Source organism: Streptococcus sp. HPH0090, assembly GCF_000411475.1.
In the GTDB taxonomy this organism is placed as follows: Bacteria; Bacillota; Bacilli; order Lactobacillales; family Streptococcaceae; genus Streptococcus.
The window spans coordinates 338,754-365,340 of sequence record NZ_KE150465.1; the positions used below are offsets into that span (position 1 = coordinate 338,754).

The following is a 26,587-nucleotide window of genomic DNA, read 5'->3' on the forward strand; positions in this document are numbered from 1 at the left end:
AAAATGAGGTGAAAATATGGCAATTCCAAAGTATCAATACATTAAAGATGAATTGAAAAATAAGATCATTTCTGGTCAATTTGCTAGTGGAGATAAATTCTACACTGAAGCAGAATTGATTTCCATGTATGATGTTAGTTCAATCACAGTGGTTCGTGCCTTGAATGACCTTGCTAAAGACGGATACATTGTTCGTCAACAAGGTAAAGGAACATTCGTAGCTCGTGCCCGCAAGCATAAACTCGTTGAATTTTCTGATGTAGAAATCTTCGAGACCAAAGACGATAAGGTAACTGTTCTTTCTATCGAACGCGGGAACGATCTTAAATACCTAGAAAAGCTCGGCCTACGTGGCGATCAATTCTACTACAAGATTGAACGTGTTCGTGAAACAAACGGCATCACCTATATCTATCACAGTTCATACATTCCTGAACAATACATCAATGCCAACTATCCAAACCTTGAATACTATAGTTCTATCTATAATCGTTTCAAATTGGACTACCACATTCACATGAATGACGAGCATTTTGAAGAAATTAATGAAATTGTATTTCCAACTCCAGAACATGCCGCTTCTATCCTAGGAATCGACACTCAATTTCCAACTGTTTTCCAAACTAAGACAACTAAGCTTGAAGCTACTGGTCAAGTTTTGGAATACATCGAAACTTATAAACGTTCTGATTTCTACAAAATTAAATTCATCTCTTGTGACCGTGGTCACTAATCTATAAAAATCCTGAGGCAACTGTCTCAGTTTTTTTATATTCCCATTATAGCATTGGCTCCCTTTCCTGAGAATAGCATTTCAAACAATTCTATAATTAGTAACTTTTTTACTAAAAAATAGTCAAAACTGGAAAAATATATCTTAATTTATAATTTATTCTATTTTTTATAGTAATTTCCTCAAAAGCTTGACTTTATTTAGGTTAGAACATACAATAGGATTAATGTGAAAACGCTATCAAAAACATAAAAGGGAGGGTTTTTAATGAAACCAGAAAACAAACAGCGCTTCTCCATTCGTAAGTATGCAATTGGAGCAGCTTCTGTATTGATCGGATTTGCCTTTCAGGCCCAGGCTGTTGCTGCAGATGGAGTTGTACCTGCTACAACAGAGAATCAGCCTGCTGTCCAAACTACTGGAGAGGTTGCTCCACCAACGAGTGAAGAAAAGCTCGAGACTGCTCCGTCAACAGAAAATGTGGCTCCAGTGGCTCCCGCCGCTCCAGTAACAAATACTGAAGCTCCAAAAGTTGAAGCTACTCCTGCTCCTACCGTAGAAGAGCCTGCTAAAAACGAGGTCGCTCCAGAAAAACCAGAAGTTACTGAAGAAGCTAAGAAGACAGAATCTGAAAAAGAAAAAGAAGAAAACAAAGAAGTTGCTAAGGTCGAAGCACCCGCAGTCGCTACAGAACGAGCAGCTCAAGTGAATGAAAAACTGGCTAAAAAGAAAATTGTTTCTATCGATGCAGGACGTAAATACTTCTCTCCAGACCAACTGAAAGAAATCATCGACAAGGCCAAACACTATGGCTATACTGACCTTCATCTCCTCGTCGGAAATGACGGCTTGCGCTTTATGCTTGATGATATGTCCCTAACTGTAGGAGACAAAACTTACGCAAGTGACGATGTCAAACGTGCTGTCGAAAACGGAACAAATGCCTACTACAACGATCCAAACGGCAATCATCTAACTGAAAGTGAAATGACCGACTTGATTAGCTATGCTAAGGATAAAGGCATCGGACTTATCCCTTCTGTTAACAGTCCTGGTCACATGGATGCTATCCTCAATGCTATGAAAGAACTCGGCATTGAAAACCCTAATTTCAACTATTTTGGTAAAGAATCTGCACGTACCGTTGACCTTGATAATGAAAAAGCAGTTGCCTTCACAAAAGCTTTGATTGATAAATACGCTACTTACTTTGCAGGCAAATCTGAAATCTTCAACATCGGTTTGGATGAATATGCTAACGATGCTACTGATGCCAAAGGATGGAGCGTTCTTCAAGCCTATAAATGGTATCCAGAAGATGGCTTCCCAGATAAGGGCTATGATAAATTCATCGCCTATGCTAATGACCTAGCTCATATCATCAAATCTCATGGCCTTAAACCAATGGCCTTTAACGACGGTATTTACTATAATAGTGATACTACTTTTGGTACCTTTGATAAAGACATTATCGTGTCTATGTGGACTGGTGGTTGGGGCGGTTACGATGTTGCCTCATCTAAACTTCTATCTGAAAAAGGACACCAAATCCTCAATACTAATGATGCTTGGTACTATGTTCTCGGACGTAATGCTGACGGACAAGGTTGGTATAACCTAGACCAAGGATTGAACGGCATTAAGAGCACACCAATCACTTCTGTTCCAAAAACAGAAGGAGCTGATGTTCCTATTATCGGTGGGATGGTAGCCGCTTGGGCCGATACTCCATCTGCTCGCTACTCTCCATCTCGTCTCTTCAAACTCATGCGTCAATTCGCAAACTCTAATGCTGAGTACTTTGCTGCTGACTACGAGTCTACTGAACAAGCTCTGAAAGAAGTTCCAACAGACCTTAGCCGCTACACAGCTGAAAGTATTGCAGCCGTTAAAGAAGCTGAAAAAGCCATTCGCTCTCTTGATAGCAACCTTAGTCGTGCTCAACAAGATAGTATTGACCAAGCGATTGCAAAACTCCAAGAAGCAGTTAGCAACTTGACTTTCACTCCAGAAGCTCAAAAAGAAGAAGACGCTAAACGCGAAGTTGAAAAACTTGAGAAAAATAAGGTCATCTCTATCGATGCTGGTCGTAAATACTTCACACTAGACCAACTCAAACGCATCGTGGATAAGGCTAGCGAACTTGGATACTCTGACCTTCACCTCCTTCTTGGAAATGATGGCCTTCGCTTCCTACTAGATGACATGACCATCACTGCAAACGGTAAGACCTATGCAAGTGACGATGTGAAAAATGCCATCATTGAAGGAACAAAAGCATACTACGATGATCCAAACGGAACAACTCTGAGCCAAGCTGAAATTACTGAACTTATCCAATATGCTAAGGATAGAGGTATCGGACTCATCCCTGCTATCAATAGTCCAGGTCACATGGATGCTATGCTTGTCGCTATGGAAAAATTAGGCATTGCAAACCCTCAAGCTAACTTTGACAAGGTCTCAAAAACAACTATGAACCTTGAAAACGAAGAAGCAATGAACTTTACAAAAGCCCTCATTGGCAAGTACATGGACTTCTTTGCAGGCAAGACTAAAATCTTTAACTATGGTACAGATGAGTATGCCAACGATGCTACCAATGCTCAAGGTTGGTACTACCTCAAGTGGTATGGTCTCTATGCTAAGTTTGCTGAGTATGCTAATAGCCTAGCTGCCATGGCTAAAGAAAAAGGTCTGCAACCAATGGCCTTTAACGATGGCTTCTACTACGAAGACAAGGATGATGTTGAGTTTGATAAAGATGTTATCATCTCTTACTGGTCTAAAGGTTGGTGGGGTTATAACCTTGCATCTCCTCAATATCTAGCAAGCAAGGGGTATAAGTTCCTTAACACGAATGGAGATTGGTACTATATCCTAGGCCAAAAACCTGAAGATGGTGGTGGTTTCCTCAAAAAAGCTATCGATAATACTGAAAAAACTCCATTTAACCAACTAGCATCGACTAAATACCCTGAAGTCGACCTACCTACTGTTGGTAGTATGGTTGCTATCTGGGCAGATAGACCAAGCGCTGAGTACAAAGAAGAAGAAATCTTTGAACTGATGACTGCCTTTGCAGACCACAACAAAGATTACTTCCGTGCTGACTACAAGGCTCTACGCGAGGAACTTGCTCAAATCCCTGAAAACTTAGAAGGCTATAGCACAGAAAGCCTCGATGCTCTCAAGGCTGCTAAAGATGCTCTTAACTACAACCTCAACCGTAATAAACAAGCTGAATTAGATACGCTTGTAGCCAACCTTAAAGCTGCAAGACTTGGTCTCAAACCAGCTGCAACTCACTCAGGAAGTCTTGACGAAAATGAAGTTGCTGCCAACGTTGAAAACCGACCAGAGCTTATCACAAGAACGGAAGAAATTCCTTTTGAGACTGTCAAGAAAGAAAATCCTAACCTTCCAGCAGGACAAGAAAAAGTTGTCACTGAAGGTGTCAAAGGCGAACGGACCATCTATGTATCTGTCGCAACTGAAAATGGTAAGGAAACCGAAACTGTTCTTGAAAGCAAAGTTACAAAAGAAGCTGTCAACCAAGTGGTTGAAGTTGGAACTCCAGTCACTCATGTTGGTGATGAAGAAGGTGTTGCTCCAGTTGCAGACGCAAAACCACGTCTTGTAATTGTAAATGAAGATATTCCATTTACAACGATCACTCGTGAGACTGATACCTTAGCCAAGGGACAAACTCGTGTTGTAACCGAAGGTGTCAACGGACGTCGTAGCCAATTCTATTCTGTGACTACTAATGCTGATGGAACTGAAGTTAAAACATTGGTAAGCAGCGCCATCGCTCAAGAACCAGTTACTCAAATCATCGAAGTTGGAACTCCTGTAACGCATGTAGGAGACGAACATGGACTAGCTCCTGTTGCGGAAGAAAAACCAGTACTAGAGATTCCAAGCGAGCCAGCTCCAGCAACTGCTCCTGCTGAGGAAAACAAAGCCCTTCCTCAAGGTCCAGCTTCTGTAGTAAAAGAAAATAAACTTCCTGAGACAGGAAGCCAAGGTTCAGAATGGTTGATCGCTACAGGTCTTATGGCTGCTCTCACAGCATATGGACTTAGCAAGAAAAAAGATTAAGCACAAATAAAAAGCGAGATAGAATCTCGCTTTTTTGTTTTATGATTAGTCACCCAAACCGATACGTTCAAAGATTTCATTCACACGTTTGGTGTAGTAAGTTGGGTTGAAGATTTCGTCGATTTCTTCTTGAGTGAGGCGTGATGTTACTTCTGGATCAGCTTCAAGAAGTGGTTTGAAGTCGACTTGGTTATCCCATGATTGGGCAGTCTTCGGTTGAACAAGGTCGTAAGCTTGCTCACGCGTCATGCCTTTTTCAATCAAAGCAAGCATAGCACGCTGGCTGAAGATCAAACCGAATGTAGAGTTCATGTTGCGGATCATGTTTTCTGGGAAGACTGTCAAGTTCTTAACGATGTTTCCGAAACGGTTGAGCATGTAGTCAATCAAGATGGTTGTATCTGGTGCAATGATACGCTCAGCTGATGAGTGAGAAATGTCACGTTCGTGCCAAAGGGCTACGTTTTCATAAGCTGTTACCATGTGACCACGGATCACACGCGCAAGACCAGTCATATTTTCAGAACCGATTGGGTTACGTTTGTGAGGCATAGCTGAAGAACCTTTTTGACCTTTGGCAAAGAACTCTTCCACTTCACGTTGTTCTGATTTTTGAAGACCACGAATTTCAGTCGCCATACGCTCGATAGAAGTTGCGATGCTCGCAAGAACTGCAAAGTACTCAGCGTGAAGGTCACGAGGAAGAACCTGTGTAGAGATTTCTTGAGCACGGATACCCAATTTATCGCAGACGTATTTTTCAACGAATGGTGGGATGTTGGCAAAGTTCCCAACCGCACCAGAAATCTTCCCAGCTTCCACACCAGCAGCTGCATGCTCGAAACGCTCGATGTTACGCTTCATTTCACTGTACCAAGTGGCTAATTTAAGACCAAAAGTTGTCGGCTCAGCGTGCACACCGTGGGTACGACCCATCATGATAGTGAACTTGTGCTCCTTAGCCTTATCAGCAATGATGTTGGTGAAGTTTTCAAGGTCACGACGGATGATGTCGTTGGCTTGTTTGTAGAGGTAACCATAGGCAGTATCGACCACGTCAGTAGATGTCAAACCATAGTGAACCCACTTACGCTCTTCACCAAGCGTTTCAGAAACCGCACGTGTGAAGGCAACCACGTCGTGGCGCGTCTCCTGCTCGATTTCAAGAATACGGTCGATGTCAAAGTCCGCTTTTTCACGAATCAAAGCCACATCTTCTTTAGGGATTTCCCCCAATTCAGCCCATGCTTCGTCAGCCAAGATTTCCACCTCAAGCCAAGCACGGTATTTATTTTCTTCAGTCCAAATGTTCGCCATTTCAGGGCGGCTATATCTATCAATCATGTTTATTTTTCCTTTCTTTTGATGTTTCACATCAGTTAGCAGCCGAGGGATATTTATTATAACTGTTTATCTTCAATAGCTTTTGTTTGCCTGTATTCAAATGCTTCAGCATCTTCATTCAGCTCCACTGTTAATTCTTTATGGGCTGCTAAAATACTTCTAATTTCATCAAAGGGAACTTTGAAATACTCTTTTCGTCCATTCACCTTATTTACTTTATAATTAGCAAGTTGATTGTGCAATTCTGTTTCCAGTGTAAATGCTTCTTCACTAAATATCAACGCATGAACATCAAATTGGAATGGTACAGATGCACTACTCAATTCCCTAATTCGTTCCAATGGCTCTAAACGACGAGTTACTCCAATTTTATATACATCTTCACCAAAAGAACCTATGTTAGATATCACATACACATAACCTGCCGTTGCATGACCTTCTCGATAATCAATATCTTCTTCAATTTCATCTAATTCAGATAGTTTATCTTGATATTCGATCAATTGGCGTCTGAGTTCATCTACTTCATCATTTCTTGCTTCTTTCAGTAACTCTGTTACCTTGGCAACCATATTCTTAAAGTGATCTCTGTCCTTCTCCAGTTGTTTTCGTTTCGCTTTAATCTCAGCTTGAAGTTTTTTATCTTCTCGTTCCTTTTCCCGTTGTTCACGAAGCAACTCTTTTTCTTCTTGTTTTTGAAGTTCGTACTCAGCTGCTAAACGTAGCTCTTCGATTTTCAAGTCTAAATATGGATAAGTGATTTCAATTAAATTCCGTGAATACATTTTATTCAACTGTTCAAATACTTTTCTTAAAGCGTTAATTTTATTATCAACATTTACCACTGAAACCTTGACTAAAAGAGCATCAGCCTCACCATTAAAGCCTCTTAAAGCTGCTTTAATTAGTTGATTCTGCATAGCCTTTCCTTTACTTTTGCTATTATTTAAGAGCATAGGAGTGATTATTCTTCCAGCAGTTCCATTTTTAACCATGGATTTTTGTTGCATTCTTAAAGAATCTAATTTATCTTTATACTTTGTACTATCAGAAAAGCTATATTGTCTTTCAAAGAAACCAAATTCCTGCAAATTTAGATTGCCATTTGCCACGGCAATTTCCTCATTTAATTGAGCTAACTCATTCCTCTTTTGGGCAAGTTCAGTATCTAGCGAGATTACTTCTTTCCCTTTTTTTATTTGTTGCTCTAATTTGGCTAGATCTACCTTTTTTATTTTAATATCATCAGTAAGCTTCTGTAACTTAGCATCTAATATTTCATCTTTTGGTTTTCCGAAATTAAATAATCCCATAATTTTTAATCAAACTCTTCTTTCCCAAACTCGTCCACACTATCCGGCACATCACTAAACAAAGTCACATGTCCCATCTTTCGATTGTGCTTCGCTTCTATTTTACCATACATGTGAAGGTGGGCGCTTGGATTTTCTGCGATATACTTTTCAGCGGCCTCGACATGCTGGCCGAGGACATTTAGCATAACTGCAGGCGCATGGAGGTGAATAGCAGGAAGTGGTACTCCGAGAACGCCCAAGATATGAGTGTCAAACTGGGAAAAGTCGCAGGCTTCGATTGAGTAGTGACCTGAATTGTGTGGGCGTGGCGCAATTTCGTTGACGATGATATCATCAGCTGTCGCAAACATTTCTACGCAAAGCGTTCCAGACAAGTTGAGTTGCTCAGCGATTCGCACGGCCATGGCTTTGGCTTTCTCAGCTAGACTTTCTGAAATACGAGCGGGCACAATGGTTTTTGAAAGAATGTTGTTGCGGTGGATATTTTCCTGAACGGGGAAGACTATCACATCCTTGCCATTTCCAGACACGATGACAGAAATCTCTAGGTCAAAGTTGACAAATTCTTCCAAGACACAGTCTGCTGAGTCCGCTAAAGTGTATGCTTCTTCCAAGTCTGCTTCTGAACGAATGACCTTTTGACCATGGCCATCGTAACCACCGGTTGCTGTCTTGAGGACATAGTTTTTCGACAGATCGATATCTGTCAAATCTTGTCTTGAGGTCACAACCTTGTAAGGAGCCACCGTTACTTGAGCCTTGTTAGAGAGAAAATCCTTTTCAAAAATCCTGTTTTGGGAGATGCGAAGTAGGTCGGTCCCTTGTGGAAGCTGTCCTTCTTTGACAACAGCATCCAAACCGTCAGCATCCACATTTTCAAATTCATAAGTGAGAACATCACAGCGATCTGCCAACTGACGAAGAGCAGCTACGTCGTCGTAAGAGGCCACGATGATTTCTGCCACACGAGAGGCTGGACAATCACCTGCTGGGTCCAGCGCGATAACCTTGTGTCCCATGTAGATAGCTGAGATCGCCATCATCTGACCGAGCTGGCCACCACCGATGATTCCAATGGTTTTAGTTGAGCTCATTTGTAGACTCCTCTGCGATTTTTCCTTGTTCTTCAGCAAAGTTAGCAAGCGCATCTGCAATGGCCTTGTCTTCTACTGAGAGGAGACGGAGGGCAAAGAGGGCAGCGTTAGTCGCACCCGCTTCACCGATCGCCATGGTTGCGACTGGTACCCCACCTGGCATCTGAACGATAGAGTAGAGCGAATCCACACCACTGAGGGCACGTGATTTGACTGGTACGCCGATAACCGGAAGGGTCGTTTTAGCTGCGACCATACCTGGCAAGTGAGCAGCGCCACCTGCACCAGCGATGATGACCTTGATGCCACGGCTACGTGCTTCTTCCGCATGTTTGAACATGAGGTCCGGTGTGCGGTGTGCGGAAACAACTTTCTTTTCGTAGGCTACACCGAAGCGGTCTAGGACTTCTGCTGTTTTTTGCATGGTTGCCCAGTCGGATTTTGAGCCCATGATGATGGAAATTACTGGTTTCATAGTTAATATCCTTTTCTTTTTTGATAATGGTCTTAGGTGGTGGGGACGGAAGCAAACCTTCGGTTTCATTCCCAAACTTTGAGCCTAGGGTCTCAAAGTTTCCCCCGACCAGAACAGTAAGAGTTCTGGTCTTTTCACCACAGCGACCATTATCTTACTTTGGCTCGCTTTCGCTCGCCATTGACAAATATAGTATCTGTTAATCTTTTATCGCTTTGCTACCGATGTCATTTCGATAGAACAGGCATTCTGTGTTTTGTTTGTTGAGTTCGTTGTAGATAATGTTTTGGCCGTCTTTGACGGTGTCTGCTGTTGTGACGAGCATGTAGACACGTCCGCCGTTTGAGAGGAGATCTTGGCCATTTTCAGCGAATTTAGCTCCAGCATAGTAAGTGATGATGTCACCCTCTGTCTTGGCTGGAAGTTTGACACCCTTCTCATAAGCGAGTGGGTAGCCGTTTGAGGCTACAACCACGCCTAGTGTCACACCCTTGTCCGTCCAAGTGATGGCTGGCTCTTTGCCTTCCAAAATATCGGTGATATTTTGTGCAAAGTCAGATGTCAAGCGAGGCAAGATGATTTGTGTTTCAGGATCGCCAAAGCGTGAGTTGAACTCAATGACTTTAGGGCCGTCAGCTGTCAAGATAAGTCCAGCGTAAAGGACACCAGTGTAAGGACGGCCTTCTTTAATCATGCCTTCAAGGACTGGCTTGACAATAGTGTCAACTGCTGTGTCAACCACGCTCTGTGGCAAGTGAGGAACTGGCGCATAGGCACCCATACCGCCAGTGTTAGGGCCTTTGTCGCCATCGTAGGCACGTTTGTGGTCCTGTGCCGTTGGCATAATGTAGAACTTATCACCATTGACAAAGGCAAAGAGAGAGAACTCTTCCCCGTCAAGGAATTCCTCGATGACCACGCGCGCGCCTGAATCACCGAATTTATTGTCTAAAAGCATCTCGTGAGCAGCTTCAACTGCTTGCTCAACCGTTTCCGCAACGACGACACCTTTCCCAAGGGCCAAGCCGTCTGCCTTGACGACGATTGGAGCGCCTTTCTCCTCGATATAAGCCTTAGCTTCCTCGAAATCTGAAAAGGTCCCATAGGCTGCTGTCGGAACGTCGTATTTGACCATGATTTCCTTAGCAAAATCCTTAGACCACTCCAGCTCAGCTGCCAATCTTGTAGGACCAAAGGCTTTGAGTCCAGCCGCATTGAAATTATCCACAATCCCAGCAGCAAGGGCATCATCTGGACCGATAAAGGTCCAAGCAATATCGTTGACTTTTGCGAAGTCAATCAGCTTAGAATGTTCGGAAATTCCGATGTTGATCAAATCAAGACCGTCCAATGTCATCCCGTCATTACCAGGAGCCACGAAAACTTGCTCAACGTCCTTAGACTCCAATAATTTCTTGGCAATCGCATGTTCACGACCACCAGAACCAACAACTAACAGTTTCATCCATCAACCTCTTTTGCGAATTATTTACTAACATTATATCATAAACGTTCGTTTTAATCTTGTTTCGTTTAGCTTTTTTAAGCAAAAAAGGAAAGAAACTGTTTTCTTCCCTTTCGTTTTCTTAATGTCTAAAATGTCTCACGCCTGTGAAGACCATAGTCAAGCCGTATTTATCAGCAGCCTCGATAGATTCTTGGTCACGTACGGATCCACCCGGTTGGATGATAGCCTTAATACCTGCTTTGGCGATTTCTTCCACGTTATCCGCAAATGGGAAGAAGGCATCTGAAGCAAGAACAGCGCCGTCAAGACGGTCTTTAGCTTGGTCAATAGCGATGCGTACTGAAGCCACACGGTTGGTTTGACCAGGGCCAACGCCAAGTGTCATGTGGTCGTTGGTTATGATGATTCCGTTTGATTTGACGTACTTGATAGCCTTCCAAGCGAATTCAAGAGCAGTCGCTTCTGTCTCAGTTGGTTGGCGTTTGGTAACCACTTGCCAGTCAGCTGGACTTTCTTTCACAACGTCTTGGTTTTGAACGAGAAGACCACCAACAACACCAGTGTATTCTGCTTCCACTTCGCTAGCATCTTGAGCGTCAAATGGCAAGGCAAGAATGCGCAAGTTTTTCTTCTTAGTCGTTAAGATTTCAAGTGCTTCGTCAGAATAGCTTGGTGCAATGATGATTTCAAGGAAAACACCGTGCATTTTCTTAGCTGTCGTAGCATCTACTTCACGGTTGAGAACGACAATACCACCAAAGATAGACACTGGATCTGACTCATAAGCGTAGTCCCAAGCAGTTTCGATGTCGTCAGCTTGACCGATACCGCACGGGTTCATGTGTTTGAGAGCCACAACGGTTGGACGGTCTTTGAAGTCACGGATGATACGAATCGCAGCGTCAGCATCACGGATATTGTTGAAGGACAATTCTTTACCATTTAGCTGTTTAGCGGATGCAATGGAGTATTCCGTTGGAAGAGCTTTTTGGTAGAAGTCTGCGTCTTGTTGAGGGTTTTCACCGTAACGCATTGGTTGCTTAAGGTCATAAGTCAAAGTGAGTTTTTCAGGTTTTTCTTCACCCACTTGAGCAGTGAAATATGCCGCAATCAAAGCATCATATGCTGCTGTGTGACGGAATACTTTTGCTGCCAAACGTTGGCGAGTTTCGTAAGAGGTTTCACCGTTTGTTGCCAATTCGTCAAGCACAACAGCATAGTCAGCAGGGTCTACCACGACTGTGACGCTAGCGTGGTTCTTCGCTGCTGAACGAAGCATGGATGGCCCACCAATATCGATATTTTCAACCGCATCCGCGTAAGTCACATCTGGTTTGAGGATAGTTTCCTTGAATGGGTAAAGATTTACCACTACAAGGTCAATGAGATCAATCTTGTTGTCCTTAGCCGCTTCCAAGTGGCTATCCAAGTCACGACGAGCGAGAAGCCCTCCGTGGATATTTGGGTGGAGAGTCTTGACACGACCGTCCATCATTTCTGGGAAACCAGTCACATCGTCAATGGCGATAGTGTCTACCCCAGCATTGTCAAGGGCAACCTTAGTCCCACCTGTCGAGATGATGTCCCAACCGAGTTCTTTTAGTTCTTGGGCAAATTCAACAATGCCCGCTTTGTCTGAAACACTAATTAGTGCGCGTTTAGTCATTTTCTTTCTTTTCCTTTTTAAAAAAGTTCTTTCTCTGCTACAGTCGAAAATGTTCTTTCCGATCGATGGCTTCCTTATTTTCGTGCAACTCCCAAACTATCCAACACTTCTGGATAGAGCTTGTACTCTGTTTCGTGGATGCGAGTTTCGAAAGTATCAAGGGTGTCACCTTCAAGGCGTGGCACACGGACTTGTTTGATGACCTTACCGGTATCAACACCAAAGTCCACCCAGTGAATAGTCACACCAGACTGATCGACACCTGCATTCCAAGCATCCTCAATACCATGAGCGCCTGGAAATTCAGGGAGATAAGCCGGATGAATATTGATGATACGACCTTCATAAGCTGCTAACAAGGTTGACCCGACGATTTTCATGTAGCCTGCGAGACAAACCAAGTCAATCTGGTGTTCATCCAAGAGTTCGACGATGGCTCCTTCATAGTCTGCCTTGTTTTCAAACTCCTTGAGTTCAAAAGCGTAGGATAATACCCCAAGATTCTCTGCACGCTCAAGTACATAGGCATCGCGATGATCTGAAAAGACAAATTCTACCGGAAATTGTTCCGCAATCACCTGAAAGTTTGAGCCGTTGCCAGAGGCAAAAACAGCAATTTTTTTAGCCATTATTTAATCACCACACTTGCGCCATCTTTCTTCACAATACGACCGATTTCATAAACTGGTTCGTCGAGAAGTTCTTTGACACGTTCAACATTTTCTGGTTTAACCGCAAGCATAAGCCCCACACCCATGTTGAAGATTTCAAACATTTCTTCGTGTTTGATTTGGCCATATTTTTCAAGGGCTTTGAAAATTGGAAGGACCGGGACTTTGCTTTCCTCAATTTCAGCCGCCAAGTCATCCGCGAACATACGTGGTACATTTTCGATGAAACCACCACCTGTGATGTGGGCAATCCCGTTGACTAACTCTTCCTTAATGAGTGGTAAAACAGCCTTGACATAGATACGAGTTGGCTCCAAAAGAACGTCTTTGAGTTTCTTGCCTTCCAATTCTGGGAGGACTTCTTCACCTGTATAGTCCGCAAAGACACGACGAACAAGTGAGTAACCATTTGAGTGGATACCGCTTGAGGCAAGTCCGAGAAGGACGTCTCCCTCTGCCACTTTTGAACTGTCGATAATTTGAGATTTTTCAGCCACACCGACAGCAAATCCAGCCAAGTCATAGTCGTCTTCGCCATACATACCAGGCATTTCAGCAGTTTCCCCACCGATGAGGGCCGCACCTGCTTGTACACAACCTTCAGCCACACCAGCAACCACTTGTTCTAGCTTAGCTGGTTCATTTTTCCCAGTCGCCACATAGTCTAGGAAGTAGAGGGGCTCTGCACCTGCAGCGATGATATCGTTGACACACATAGCCACACAGTCTTGCCCAATCGTATCATGCTTGTCATACTTGATAGCCAACATGAGCTTGGTGCCGACGCCATCAGTCCCTGAGATCAAAACTGGTTCTTTAACACCTGTTTTTGAAAGGTCAAACATACCACCGAAACCACCAAGAGCTCCCATAACACCCGCACGCTCTGTACGTGCTACGTGTTTTTTGATGCGTTCAACAACTTCATAACCCGCTTCAACATCCACACCTGATTGGGCGTATGCATTCTTATTTGTCATTTGTTTATTCCTTTTCCTTTCCTTCGATGGGGAATTTTATTTGTAAAAACTCGTTTTTTCTTCTAAACTTCTACGATATTCTTCTTCATAATCATAGAGAGGAGTTGGATATTTCCCATCAAAGTAAGCCACACAGAGACCGCCATTTGGCGCATCTGTTTCAATCCCAATAGAGTCAATCAAGCCATCAATCGAAAGGTAAGTCAGGCTATCCGCACCAATGATTTGGCAAGTTTCCTCAACGGTATGATTAGCCGCAATTAACTCCTGACGTGTCTGGATATCAATCCCGTAGAAACATGGATAGGCAAGAGCAGGACTACCAATGGCAACGTGTACTTCTGAGGCCCCCGCTTCTTTCAAAAGTTGGACAATACGACGTGATGTTGTTCCACGTACAATCGAGTCATCAATCATGACCACACGTTTGCCTTTCACGACACCAGAAACGGCAGAGAGTTTCATACGAACTCCTTGCTCGCGTAATTCTTGAGTCGGTTGGATAAAGGTCCGTTGCGTATATTGGTTCTTGATAAGACCCATTTCATTTGGTAGCCCAGACTCTTCCGCAAAGCCCATCGCTGCACTGAGTGAGGAATTTGGCACACCGACCACAATATCAGCTTCATGCTTGAACTCACGTGCTAATTGAGCTCCCATTCGCTTACGAGCTGTATGAACATTAACACCGTGAATGTTAGAGTCAGGACGTGCAAAGTAGATATACTCCATGGAACAGATCGCCAGCTGAGTATCATTTGTATAGCTGTCATACTGGATGCCACTGTCATCAATAATAACAATTTCGCCTGGTTTCACATCGCGAATCCACTCGGCACCGATGACTTCAAAGGCACAGGTCTCAGATGAAACCACAACTGCTCCATTGGCCATTTTCCCGATTGACAGAGGGCGGAAGCCGTTTGGATCAAGCGCTGCAATTAACTTATCTTCAAACATCAAGAGATAAGCGAAACCACCTTTAACAAGACTGAGCGCTTCCTTAATTTTCCCCATCAGGTTTGGATTGTGGCTACGGCGAATCAAGTGAGCCAAGATTTCTGAATCAGAAGTCGAGCTAAAGATTGCTCCTCTTTGTTCCAATTCTTGCTTGAGCGATTCTGCATTGGTCAGATTCCCATTATGAGCCAAACCAAACTGCATATCGTGAAAGCGGAAGAGGAAAGGTTGGATATTGTCTACAGAAGCTTCTCCCGCAGTCGCATAACGCACGTGTCCAATCGCTCCAGTTCCTGTCAATTTATCCAAATTAGCAGGATTTTTGAAGACTTCTGATAAAAGCCCCATATCACGATGACGCTTCAATTTCCCCTGGTCATTGGAGAGGATTCCTGCCCCCTCCTGACCACGGTGCTGAAGACTATGGAGTCCAAAATAGGTCAATTTGGCAGCATCTGGGTGGCCCCAGATACCAAATACACCACATTCTTCATTAAGAGATTTTACTTCGTATGTCATTTTATATACCTTTTATTTCCCAGTAAAGTATTTCACCGCTGATGCAAAGAGGTGCTGGTCTTTATTTCCTGGAATATTTTGGAAGAGACCATCTTCGAAACGTTCTGAGTGACCCATCTTACCAATAATTTGACCGTTCTTGCTTGTGATACCTTCGATTGCATTGACCGAACCATTTGGATTGTATTTTGAATCCATGCTTGGTTTACCATCAAAGTCAACGTATTGGGTAAAGATTTGACCATTGTCACGAAGTTCCGCAAATTCCTCAGCTGTCACGACAAACTTACCTTCACCGTGTGATACTGGGATGGCATGGATGTCACCAACTTCTACTCCGGCAAGCCATGGTGAGTTGGTGTTGGCAATCCGTGTTTCCACCATCTTAGCCACGTGTTGGTTAGCATCATTGTAGAAGAGGGTTGGACTCGTGCTACTTGCATCTTCAAAGTTACCGTATGGAAGAAGACCTGATTTAACAAGGGCTTGGAATCCGTTACAGATACCAATAATCAAACCACCGCGTTCGATGAAGTGATCAATAGCTGCACATACTTTTTCATTGAGCAAGATGTTCACGATAAATTTAGCTGATCCATCTGGTTCATCCGCTGCTGAGAAACCACCTGCAAAGAAGATAATGTTAGCTTTTTCGATATTGTCAACCATAGTGTCAACAGACTTGACAATAGCCTCTTCGTTAAGTGTTACAAATGGTACCAAGTTGACTTTTGCACCTTCTTTTTCAAAGGCCTTAGCTGAATCGTACTCAGAGTTAGTACCTGGGAATACTGGGATGTAAACTACTGGTGTCTCAACTGTTTCTTTAGCTTTGATCACAGCATCGGATGCTACAGCAGGTACTTCTTCCAACTCAGTTGCTTGTGCAAATTCCGTTGGGTAAACCTCTTCCAGTTTACCTTGGAAGGCACTGTCAAGTTTGTGTCCATCAAGCGTTACATCATTGACAGTAAGTGTAAAGTCAGCTACTGTTTGTCCAATCTTGGCAATACCTGAAATCTCTTCCGGAGATGTGAAGACGAATCCACCCAATTGAGCTGTCAAGGCAGTCTCAAGATTTTCAAGGGTTACAGTGGCACCAATATGGTTACCAAATGTTGCAAGAGCAAGCGCTTCAACGACACCACCATATTTGACAGCTGATGCAGATGTGACTTTATGGTCAGCTTGGATGGCTTCAAACTTAGCAAAGTTAGACTTGATAAGATCAAAGTCAATTTCTTGTGCCAAAGCTTGACCAGGAATGTAGTAAATATTTTCACCAGCAGCTTTGAATTCTGGAGAAAGAACCTTACGGCTATCTGCAGTTGTTACCCCAAAAGCAACCAAGGTTGGTGGTACTGTCAATTCTTCAAAGGTACCAGACATCGAGTCTTTCCCACCGATAGATGGCAAACCAAGTTGAATCTGAGCTTCAATTGATCCAAGGAGAGCAGCTACTGGTTGACCAAAACGCTCTGCTTGTTTATCCATACGCTCGAAGTATTCTTGGTAAGAGAAACGAGCCTTAGACCAGTTGGCACCAGCAGCAACCAAACGAGCTGTTGCTTCGATAACCGCATAAGCAGCACCATGATATGGAGACCATTCTGCTACATAAGGGTTGAACCCTTGCGCCATAACAGAAGTAGTTGTTGTCACACCATGTTGAACTGGCAATTTCTGTACAGAAGCTTCCGTTGGTGTGATTTGGTAGCGACCACCAAGTGGGTGATTAACTGTTGAACGACCAACTGAGCTATCAAAGATGGTTTGCAACCCTTTTTGACTGGCATGGTTAAGATCAGCCAAGACTTCAAGAGCGTCAGCTTCAAGGGTTTCAGCAGATGTTTGACGTTCTTCTGGCAGCTTGACATCCTTGTCAACGACCTTAGCATCTACGACTACACGCACACCGTTTGTATCAAGGAAACGACGTTCCAAATCAACGATTGTTTCACCATTCCAGTGCATGACAAGATTTGGTTTTTCTGTTACTGTTGCAACGACAACAGCATCAATATTTTCTTTGTTACATTCAGCAACGAAGGCATCTACATCTTCTGGACGAACCACTACGGCCATACGTTCTTGAGATTCAGAGATAGCAATTTCTGTACCGTTCAAACCTTGGTATTTCAATGGTACTTTGTCTAGATCAATTTCAAGACCATCTGCCAATTCACCGATAGCCACACAGACACCACCGGCACCAAAGTCATTTGATTTCTTGATAAGACGTGTCACATCTCCATTACGGAAAAGACGTTGAATCTTACGTTCTTCGATGGCATTCCCTTTTTGAACCTCAGCACCAGCTGTTTCAACAGATTCAACCGTTTGAACTTTAGAAGAGCCTGTCGCACCACCGACACCGTCACGTCCAGTCTTACCACCAAGCAAGATAATCACATCACCTGCTGCAGGCTTTTCACGGACAACATTTTCCTTAGGAGCTGCACCGACAACGGCACCTAGCTCCATACGCTTAGCAACGAAACCTGGGTGGAAGTATTCACGAACATAAGTTGTTGCAAGACCAATTTGGTTACCGTATGAAGAATAGCCGTGAGCCGCTGTTTTAGAAATCACTTGTTGTGGTAATTTCCCAGCGCGAGTTTCTGAAATTGGAGCCGTGATATCACCAGCACCTGAGATACGCATGGCTTGGTAAACGTATGAACGCCCTGACAATGGGTCACGAATGGCACCACCGATACAAGTAGCCGCTCCACCAAATGGTTCGATCTCCGTTGGGTGGTTGTGAGTTTCGTTCTTAAACATGAGAAGCCATGGTTCTTTGACACCATTGACATCCACTTCAATTTCAACAGAGCAGGCATTGATTTCATCAGATACTTCCATGTCATCCAAACGACCATTTTCGCGCTCATAACGACCAAAAATAGTCGCCATATCCATCAAGGTTTGAGGTTTTTCGGTACGTCCCAACTCATCACGCATGGCAATATACTTGTCATAAGTCGTTTGCAATTGTTTTTGGAATTTAGAAGCTGAGAAGTCGATATTCTTCAACTCCGTCTCAAAAGTTGTGTGACGGCAGTGGTCAGACCAGTAAGTATCCAACACCTTCAACTCAGTCTCAGTTGGAACACGTCCAATAGAATTGAAGTAATCTTGAATGAAGAGAAGATCATCCACTTCCATGGCCAATCCTTGCTCTGCCTTATACTGTGCAAAATCTTCTGCCGTATAAGTTTCAAAGAAATCCAAGCTTGGAATGGTCTTGTCGGACTCAGAGAAATCCTGTTTCGCAATGCCAACAGTGATATCTTTGAAACGAGAATCCACTGGGTTCAAAAGGTAGTTTTTGACAGCTTCCAACTCATTCGCATCAATATCTTTGTTAACCAAGTACAATTGCGCTGTGTTCACTGTTACTTCATTTGAACTACCAAGCAAAAGCAAAGCTTCTTGTGAAGATGCCGCACGTTGGTCAAATTGACCAGGCAAACTTTCGATAGCAAAGAAAGCATACTTCTCAAGATCAGCTTGAACCGTAGCCTCGTCCAAAACAGTATCGGTCACTTGCTCAGAGAAGATGTGTTTTTCCGCACGCGCAAACAAGTCCTCTGCCAAACCAAAAACATCGTAAACCTGAACAATACGAAGATCCTTCAAGGTTTTCAACTGAAGATTATGCTGTAATTCTTTTACTAAAGAGTCCGATTTCACACGAAAATCAGCTTTTTTCTCAACGAAAATACGTTTATCCATTTTATTTCCTTTATTTCTATTCAAACATGTTATCGAAGACGAAGGTTTTCCGTTTCAACCAAATTATTTCAAGTCTTGCAACTTCTCTAACACAACCTGATATACATCCGTTAGGCTACCCAAATCCCTACGGAAAACATCCTTGTCCATGTGGTGCCCTTCAGCATCCCAAAGACGGCAGTTATCTGGAGAGAATTCGTCTGCCAAGATGATCTTGCCATCCTTATCAAAACCAAATTCCAATTTAAAGTCAATCAAACGCAGACCAATTTGTGCAAACCAATCTTTCAGCAATTCATTGATACGACGCGTTTCTTCCTTGATATAAGCAATTTGTTCATCATTGGCAATATCCAAAAACTTCACATGCTCATCATTGATGAATGGATCGTCCAACTCATCGTTCTTGTAGTAAAATTCAACGATTGGAGTCTCCAAGTCCAAACCTTCTTCAACGCCAAAACGTTTAGAAAAAGAACCCGCAGTCACATTTCGAAGAACAACCTCCAAAGGAATAATAGTAACCTTCTTGTTCAATTGTTCGGTATCAGAAATACGTTCGATAAAGTGAGTCGCTACACCCGCAGCATTCAATTTTTCAAAAATAAGAGACGAAATCTGATTATTTAGCACACCTTTGCCTTCGATGGTCTCTTTACGAGCACCATTCAGCATGGTAGCCTGGTCCTTATAAACGGACCTAATCACATGTTCGTCTTCTGTAGTATAGATATCTTTAGCTTTTCCCGTATAAATAAGTTTAATGGACATTTTCTTGTTCGCCTTTCGTATTACTTGAGCTCATTTTATCACAACGATAAGTAAAAATCAAATATTTCACGAACGAAAATGCATTCCCTCCTGAGTTTTATAAAAACTGTAAATCGTTTTAGGATTACAGTTTTTAAATATTATTTAAGAAAAAGTGATCATTATTCCCAATTCAAGAAATCATCCAAATAATAGCGTAAATAACTTTTCTTGCCTGTAATTATCTGTAAACGGCCTTCTAAACCATACCTAAGCTTTTCAGCTTGTTCTGGAGTTATTTTTGTTTCCGCTTCTATTTTAAAGAAATTCCCTTGATCAGTTTTCGTTGCAATTGTATCAATACTAGTGATAGTAGAAACAAGTCTCACTTGACCATTAGCGCCATTAGTCGTGGTAAAGCGTACAGAATCTCCAATCTTGATTCTCACAATATCTTTTGAACTAAGATAGGCCGTCAATTTTGTTTTCCCTTCTCTATCTAATAGTGGATATAATTTAGCCAGTAATGTTCCTTCTGTGACTACCGCAGATTGATTCCTTTCAGGATTGAGATAAAGAACTCCGTCTTCCTGGGCTCTTATTGTTCCTTTTTCGAGTAAGCTAGTTTGATTTTTTTTGCCTATTTCTCTTTCTAAATCATCTTGCTCTAAAGCTATCTGCTCTTGTACAGTCGAAGAATTCTGAGAAAAGAGACCTATATTGGGCTGTGTAGTACTATTCTTAAGGTTACTTGTTTTACTTTGATGATTTCTAAAACTCTCCAACTGATTAACATTAGCTTCATCCTGAATCACATCTCCAACCTCCTGATACTGAACAAGTAAATCTCCTCGTTGCACTTGTTTGTTCTCTTCCAGATAATTAACTACCATCCGCCTATTACTAGTTGATTGGATATTAGCAATGATACGACTAGGTTCAACTGTAGCTTTCGAAGATAAACTAATTTCCTTTTCTGCAAACATTGCAAATCCAAACGTAAACACAACCAAAAGTGACATAGGAAAAATCACTCGGCTGGAAAAATTATGATAACGTCGATTATAAAATTCCGCACTTTCTAAAAATTCAAGATGCATTCTTTCTCCTTTCTAACAGTTAACTAAATGAGTATAAAAACTATTTTGAGCAAGCAAGTCAGCATGATTCCCCTCCTCCACAATCTTACCCCGATCCAAAACGACAACTTTCTCCACCCGTTCAGCAATAGTCAAGCGGTGAGCAATGAAAATCAAGGTCTTATCTAGATTCATAAGATTGTCTACTATCCGTTTCTCTGTTAAGATATCTAGACTGCTCGTCGCCTCATCCAAAATCAAGATAGAGGCATCTGTCAAGAGAGCACGCGCCAAAGCAATCCTCTGGCGTTGACCACCAGAAATTCCTGTCCCATCAGAAGTCAATTCTGTCTGGTAATTCAAAGGCATACGCTCAATATCTTCACGAATTTCTGCTAGCTCAACTGCACGTAGTATATCCTCCCGAGTCGTCCCCTCCTTAGCACCGAGAAGGAGATTTTCTAATATTGTTCCATTAAAAACATAGGGTTGTTGAGGCAAATAGTTGATATGTTGGCGCAGAGACTTTTTATCAATATGATTTAAATTCAGATCCCCCAGTCTGATTTCTCCCTGACTTGGGTTGTAAAAATTAACCATCATCTTAGCTAAGGTCGACTTCCCTGATCCTGAAACTCCTACAAGAGCTATTTTAGAACCCTGTTTTATTGTCAAATTGATATCTGATAAGATATCTTGACCATAATCATACTTGTAGTGAATTCCCTTAAAAGCCATATCTCCTTGAATCGTACTCAAATCCTCTACCATTTTCTGTTCTTCAAACTCGGATTTGACCAGATACACCTCGTTAAGACGACTATTAGCAACTCGAGCTGTTTGAAGCTTACTCTGAAGGTTGATGATGTTCTCTAGAGGATTAGTGAAATAATACAGAAGTGTATTATACGTAATCAGCTGGCCCAAACTCATCTTTCCATCCATAACGAAATTAGCCCCTATCCATAATACGCAGACATTTAGCGACAGTTGAGCAAGTTTTTTAAGAGCTTTTTGCTGACTTTCTGCACTACTATAAGTAAAGGAGCTTTTCAGGTAGTCCACAAATTCCCTATCAATTTTTTGATAGCATATTTTTTCGCTAGCCAAGGATTTAATCGTTTCAATACCATTGATATCCTCTATAACGGAAGATGATAGGGTTGCATTTGCTTCCATGGTATTCCGGTTCATCTTTTCAAAAGGTTTCATAAAAGCAAATATAATTACAGCATAAATGGGAAGACCCAATAAGCTTATGAAAAAGAGACTACTATTTTGCAAAAATAAGATGATGGAAATAATCAATACCGTAGATATATCCAAAAAAATTGAAATAATGGTTGAAGCTAAGGCATCTATGATACTATTGGCATCTGTAAATCGAGACACGATTTCCCCCGTCCGTCGAGTTGCAAAAAAAGACATAGGTAGATGAAAAACATGTTTAATATAAGATAAAATAACATCAATCGATAGACGTTGCCCAAGGACAATTAACAGGTAATCTTGAGCAAAAGACAAAATCTGTTGGAGGGCATACACGATAACAAGACATATAGAAATAATACTTAGGGTCGAAGATGTCTGATTTGGTACATAGGTATCAATAATAGATTGTAGATAGTATGAACCACCGATATTAATCAAGGTTACTAGAGCAGTCGCTAAAATGATATTGGTGATCAAACCTTTCTGATTTATCAAAATAGGTAGAAAAGAAGTCAAACCCTGATTCTTGTCCTTATGTGGCTGATAATTTGGGGAGGGAGCCACAAAGATAGTTGTCCCTGTCCATTCTTCTTCAAATCTTTCGCGCGATAGTTTCGTCAATCTAACCTCTGGATCTGGATCAGCTATATGGATATTCTGCTTATCCTTCCCTGTCACTACGTAATAATGAAATAATTCTTTGTCCTTAAGCACGTGAACCACAAAAGGAAAGATTAAATTTGGAGAATCAAATAACGTCATATCTGCTTGAACGGCTTGTGGCTCAAAACCTAATGTTTCTGCAGCCTTCACCAGCCCCAAAGCTGTCGTCCCATTTATAGTCGTTTTGGCTAATTCTCGTAGACGTGCTAATGAATAATGGCTTCCAAAATAGCCAAACACCATGGCCAACGAAGCCACTCCGCAGTCTTTCTGATCCATCTGTGAGCGATAGTGTTTTTTCCTAAATTTCATATTCTTACCCTTTTTTCTTAATAATCTAATTAAAAGTTCTGTAAGATTATTTTAGCCAAACAAAGTAAGAAATAGATAACTCTTTCTAAAAAAACAAAATCTACACCCAAATAGCACTTTTAAAAGTTTAAGCAAACATATGGATTGATAAATCCGTTAAAATAAATATTCCACACAATCAAAAAAGCAACATGACCAGCATGTTGCTTTTTCTTATATTCTATTTTTAATAATTGCCAATACATCTGCGACGCTTTGGAGGTTGTCAATTTCTTCATCACCGATTTCGATTCCAAATTCATCCTCAATGGTTAGGACAAATTCCATCAAATCTACTGAATCAGCATCCAAATCATCCTTTAAGCTCAAGTTTTCGGTTACGACAAAGTCTTCTCCTTGACGCTCTTGAATGATGGTTACGATACGGTCAAAAATTTGTTGATCTGTCATATTATTCTCCTTATTCCTCTGAAAATTCACGCGCAGTTTGTGCAACTACATCTGTCTCAAGCATGGTACGAATTTGACGAAGTGTACTGTATACAGCCTTAGCGTCACTTGAACCATGAGTCTTAACAACAGGCGCCTTAACGCCAAACAAGACGGCACCACCAACATCTGAATAGTTGAGCTGTTTTTTCAAACCTCTGAGATTATCCTTGAGAAGGAATGCGCCGAGCTTGGCTCTAAGTCCACCACCTACAATGGCATTCTTAAGTAATCCCATGATCCCCATAGCAGTACCTTCAATAGCTTTGAGAACAGCGTTTCCCGTGAAACCATCGGTTACGACTACATCTGCAACACCATCCATCAAGTCACGTGCTTCCACATTCCCGACAAAATTCAAACTCTCGTCAGCGACTAATAAGTCATAGGCTTCCTTGCGTAGTGGATCTCCCTTACTGCTTTCTGTACCATTGTTGAGAAGGCCAATACGGGGATTTGCAATGCCACGAACATTCTTGGCATAGAAGGAGCCTAGGATAGCGTATTGATGGAGGTGATGAGCTGTATTTTCGGCATTAGCTCCGAGATCCAGCATATCAAAACCTTTACCATCAATCGTTGGCAATGTTGACATAAGCCCAGGTCGGTCGATATTTTTGATACGACCAACGATGAAAAATCCTGCCGCTAACAAAGCACCTGTATTTCCTGCCGAGAGAACAGCGTCTGCTTCTCCGTCCTTAACAGCCTTAGCCGCCAAGACCATACTAGCATTTTTCTTTTTGCGGATAGCTTTTGTAGGCTCGTCGTCAGAATCAATTTTCTCATCTGTATGGATAATGCTGACGCGGTCTGTAGCTGTTAGATATTGCTTGATTTTACTTTCGTCTCCGTAAAGTTGAATCTCAATATCTGAAAAGTCAGCAAGGGCTTGATTGACACCCTCTACAATAGCTTGTGGTGCGTAATCGCCACCCATTGCGTCTACTGCGATTTTTTTCATTTGTCTTCCTCTTTTAGTAATTGTCCCCAGTCGGCTAGGGAATCAATAAATTTCTTTGATTTTAGGTGAATACCGACATATTCCTCGTAGATTTGATCTATAAACTTACGCAAGTCCTGCTTGATTTCGGACTTAAGTGAGATAGTCTCCAAAGTTTCAAAATCAATGGCTTGAAATTGATTGAGCAGATAAGGAATATTGGGATTCAAATGGCATCGTTTTTCATCTTCGTGATAATGGTCTGGACAAAGACAGGCACCGTACTTGAATGAAAAATCAAAAGCTTGTCCCACACGGTGACAAAAAGTACACTCATTAAAGTTGAGGCTAATTCCAAAACGTGTCAAAATTTGAATTTCAAAAATATTGGTCAAAACCTGATAGTCCAAGCCCTCTTCCATCAGCTCTAAAGTCTTTTGCAAAAAAGCAAACAAGGATGCATCCTGCTGATTGTCCTGCAAACTAGCATCTGCTAAGGCTGCAACATAGGTTGCATAGGCCATAACAAAGAGGTCACTATTGATTTTCGGAAAAGTCTTTACCTCATGGTAATCCTCGATATAGCTGAGTCCATCGTCATTGACTTTTAAGAGAAAACGAGCCAGGACCAAGGGCTGAATGACTGGAGCAAGTTTAGATTTGCTAGCATGTTTCACAAAAAACATCCGTTTCCCTGCTTGCTCTGTAAAGATCTTGACTAGCTTATCATCCTCACGAAAGTTACGATTATAGAGCACCAATCCTTGACTCGTAATAGACTGAATCATGCTTCTTTCATGTACTCCTCAAGACGTTTCATGGCTTCTTTAATCGTGTCCATGCTGGCTGCATAGGATAAGCGAACATAGCCTTCTCCATACTGTCCAAAGGCAGCACCTGGGATAAAAGCAACAGCCTTCTTATGAGCGAAATCTTTTAGAAAAGCAAAAGAATCTTGATTGTAACCTGCAGGAATCTTGGCAAAGATATAAAAAGCGCCATCTGGTTTGATAATCTCAAAACCAAGGTCCGTCATCTTCTCGATAATGTAGTCTCGACGCTTGATGTACTCCTTCTTCATCGGTTCTGCGTCATCTTTACCAGCTGTCAATGCTTCCACCGCAGCATGTTGTGCCATGGTATTCGCAGCAGTAACCAAATATTGGTGACTCTTGATGAGTTGAGCTGTGAAGTTTGCTGGTGCAAAGATTAAACCTAAACGCCAACCTGTCATAGCATGGGATTTAGATAGACCGTTGATGATAATAGCCTGATCTCTCAGCATAGTTCCCAAAGATACATGATTTTCTCCTGTATAAGTCAACTCTGAGTAGACCTCATCACAGACGACGAAAATCTCATACTTGCGTAAAACATCTGCCAAGGCTTCTAATTGCTCGCGACTATAAGTAATGCCAGTTGGGTTAGCTGGATAGTTGAGAATGACAGCCTTAAGCTTGTCACCTTGCTCTAGAATTGCCTTCTCCAGCATTTCAGGAGTCAGGACAAAGCCATTTTCAGTCGTATCAATCTCGACAATCTCTGCTCCAACCAGATTGACAATTGGCTCATACCCAGGATAGGCAGGGGCCGGCAAAAGAACCTTGTCTCCCTCTTCTAAGATAGCTGTCAAAGTAGCAGATAGAGCCTCTGTCGCACCAATTGTGACCAAGATTTCATTTTCTGGATTGTAGTCCAACTGGTATTTTTCTTTTACAAAATCACTAGCTGCTTGACGCAAAGTCAACAAACCACTCATCCCTGTATAGTAAGATTGGTTTTGGTCAATGGCTCGTTTTGCAGCCTCCTTGACATGGTCTGGTGTTGTAAAATCCGGTTCTCCTAGAGTCAGACGTAGCACTCCAGGAATCTCTGAAATAGCCTGGTCGAACTGACGAATCAAGGAAACTTGAATCTTATCTAATTGTTTATTAAAGCGTTTGGTTAAGTCCATAGATATCCTCCTTGATCAAAGAACATATATCCATTATACTACAAAAGCTCTCTGACCGCAAAATTCCGTTTATTTGCAACCTTATTCCCACTTTCTATTTTACTTTTCTGACAAACA

The 26,587-nt window shown here is 42.1% G+C and carries 19 protein-coding genes; 2 read left to right on the forward strand and 17 right to left on the reverse strand.

Annotated features, from left to right (window positions below; all coding sequences use genetic code 11):
• Positions 1-16 precede the first annotated feature (16 nt).
• Positions 17-733 (forward strand): GntR family transcriptional regulator, encoded by a 717-nt coding sequence (locus tag HMPREF1481_RS09365; RefSeq protein ID WP_016466415.1) that lies wholly within the window; start codon positions 17-19, stop codon positions 731-733.
• 267 nt (positions 734-1,000) lie between these two features.
• Complete coding sequence (gene strH / locus HMPREF1481_RS09370) at positions 1,001-4,837, forward strand: LPXTG-anchored beta-N-acetylhexosaminidase StrH (RefSeq protein ID WP_016466416.1); 3,837 nt, start codon at positions 1,001-1,003, stop codon at positions 4,835-4,837.
• Between the two features lie 45 nt (positions 4,838-4,882).
• Here strH and purB read toward each other — a convergent pair whose 3' ends face one another.
• The 17 genes from purB to HMPREF1481_RS09455 form a co-directional block, all read right to left on the reverse strand.
• Positions 4,883-6,181: an adenylosuccinate lyase gene (gene purB / locus HMPREF1481_RS09375; RefSeq protein ID WP_016466417.1), complete on the reverse strand. Its 1,299-nt coding sequence runs from the start codon at positions 6,179-6,181 to the stop codon at positions 4,883-4,885.
• A gap of 56 nt (positions 6,182-6,237) precedes the next feature.
• The gene (locus HMPREF1481_RS09380; RefSeq protein ID WP_016466418.1) at positions 6,238-7,494 is read right to left on the reverse strand and encodes a DUF4041 domain-containing protein; all 1,257 of its coding nucleotides are present in this window, start codon (positions 7,492-7,494) and stop codon (positions 6,238-6,240) included.
• A 5-nt stretch (positions 7,495-7,499) separates the two neighbouring features.
• Positions 7,500-8,591 carry a 5-(carboxyamino)imidazole ribonucleotide synthase gene (gene purK / locus HMPREF1481_RS09385; RefSeq protein ID WP_016466419.1) on the reverse strand — a complete coding sequence of 364 codons (1,092 nt, stop codon included), beginning with the start codon at positions 8,589-8,591 and terminating at the stop codon, positions 7,500-7,502.
• On the reverse strand, positions 8,578-9,066 hold the full coding sequence (purE, locus tag HMPREF1481_RS09390; RefSeq protein WP_016466420.1) for a 5-(carboxyamino)imidazole ribonucleotide mutase: 489 nt from the start codon (positions 9,064-9,066) through the stop codon (positions 8,578-8,580). The genes purK and purE overlap by 14 nt, the downstream gene beginning before the upstream one ends.
• Before the next feature lie 199 nt (positions 9,067-9,265).
• Positions 9,266-10,531: a phosphoribosylamine--glycine ligase gene (gene purD, locus HMPREF1481_RS09395; protein WP_016466421.1), complete on the reverse strand. Its 1,266-nt coding sequence runs from the start codon at positions 10,529-10,531 to the stop codon at positions 9,266-9,268.
• Positions 10,532-10,652: 121 nt separating this feature from the next.
• Positions 10,653-12,200: a bifunctional phosphoribosylaminoimidazolecarboxamide formyltransferase/IMP cyclohydrolase gene (gene purH / locus HMPREF1481_RS09400; RefSeq protein ID WP_016466422.1), complete on the reverse strand. Its 1,548-nt coding sequence runs from the start codon at positions 12,198-12,200 to the stop codon at positions 10,653-10,655.
• A 74-nt stretch (positions 12,201-12,274) separates the two neighbouring features.
• Positions 12,275-12,829 (reverse strand): phosphoribosylglycinamide formyltransferase, encoded by a 555-nt coding sequence (gene purN, locus HMPREF1481_RS09405; RefSeq protein WP_016466423.1) that lies wholly within the window; start codon positions 12,827-12,829, stop codon positions 12,275-12,277.
• Positions 12,829-13,851 carry a phosphoribosylformylglycinamidine cyclo-ligase gene (purM, locus tag HMPREF1481_RS09410; protein ID WP_016466424.1) on the reverse strand — a complete coding sequence of 341 codons (1,023 nt, stop codon included), beginning with the start codon at positions 13,849-13,851 and terminating at the stop codon, positions 12,829-12,831. The genes purN and purM overlap by 1 nt, the downstream gene beginning before the upstream one ends.
• A 36-nt stretch (positions 13,852-13,887) precedes the next feature.
• Positions 13,888-15,330, reverse strand: a complete 1,443-nt coding sequence (gene purF, locus HMPREF1481_RS09415; protein WP_016466425.1) for an amidophosphoribosyltransferase — start codon at positions 15,328-15,330, stop codon at positions 13,888-13,890.
• 12 nt (positions 15,331-15,342) lie between these two features.
• Entirely contained in the window at positions 15,343-19,068 is a 3,726-nt protein-coding gene (locus HMPREF1481_RS09420) for a phosphoribosylformylglycinamidine synthase (RefSeq protein WP_016466426.1), read from the reverse strand.
• Positions 19,069-19,131: 63 nt separating this feature from the next.
• The gene (gene purC / locus HMPREF1481_RS09425) at positions 19,132-19,839 is read right to left on the reverse strand and encodes a phosphoribosylaminoimidazolesuccinocarboxamide synthase (protein ID WP_016466427.1); all 708 of its coding nucleotides are present in this window, start codon (positions 19,837-19,839) and stop codon (positions 19,132-19,134) included.
• A 161-nt stretch (positions 19,840-20,000) separates the two neighbouring features.
• Positions 20,001-20,918: an HlyD family efflux transporter periplasmic adaptor subunit gene (locus tag HMPREF1481_RS09430; protein ID WP_016466428.1), complete on the reverse strand. Its 918-nt coding sequence runs from the start codon at positions 20,916-20,918 to the stop codon at positions 20,001-20,003.
• A 12-nt stretch (positions 20,919-20,930) separates the two neighbouring features.
• Positions 20,931-23,084, reverse strand: a complete 2,154-nt coding sequence (gene comA / locus HMPREF1481_RS09435) for a peptide cleavage/export ABC transporter ComA (RefSeq protein WP_016466429.1) — start codon at positions 23,082-23,084, stop codon at positions 20,931-20,933.
• Positions 23,085-23,297: 213 nt separating this feature from the next.
• On the reverse strand, positions 23,298-23,534 hold the full coding sequence (locus tag HMPREF1481_RS09440; protein WP_016466430.1) for an acyl carrier protein: 237 nt from the start codon (positions 23,532-23,534) through the stop codon (positions 23,298-23,300).
• A 10-nt stretch (positions 23,535-23,544) separates the two neighbouring features.
• Positions 23,545-24,537 carry a phosphate acyltransferase PlsX gene (plsX, locus tag HMPREF1481_RS09445; protein ID WP_016466431.1) on the reverse strand — a complete coding sequence of 331 codons (993 nt, stop codon included), beginning with the start codon at positions 24,535-24,537 and terminating at the stop codon, positions 23,545-23,547.
• Complete coding sequence (recO, locus tag HMPREF1481_RS09450; protein ID WP_016466432.1) at positions 24,534-25,304, reverse strand: DNA repair protein RecO; 771 nt, start codon at positions 25,302-25,304, stop codon at positions 24,534-24,536. Before recO ends, plsX begins: the two co-directional genes overlap by 4 nt.
• Positions 25,301-26,470, reverse strand: coding sequence for a pyridoxal phosphate-dependent aminotransferase (locus HMPREF1481_RS09455; protein WP_016466433.1), 1,170 nt, complete (start codon positions 26,468-26,470; stop codon positions 25,301-25,303). The genes recO and HMPREF1481_RS09455 overlap by 4 nt, the downstream gene beginning before the upstream one ends.
• Between the last annotated feature and the right edge of the window lie 117 nt (positions 26,471-26,587).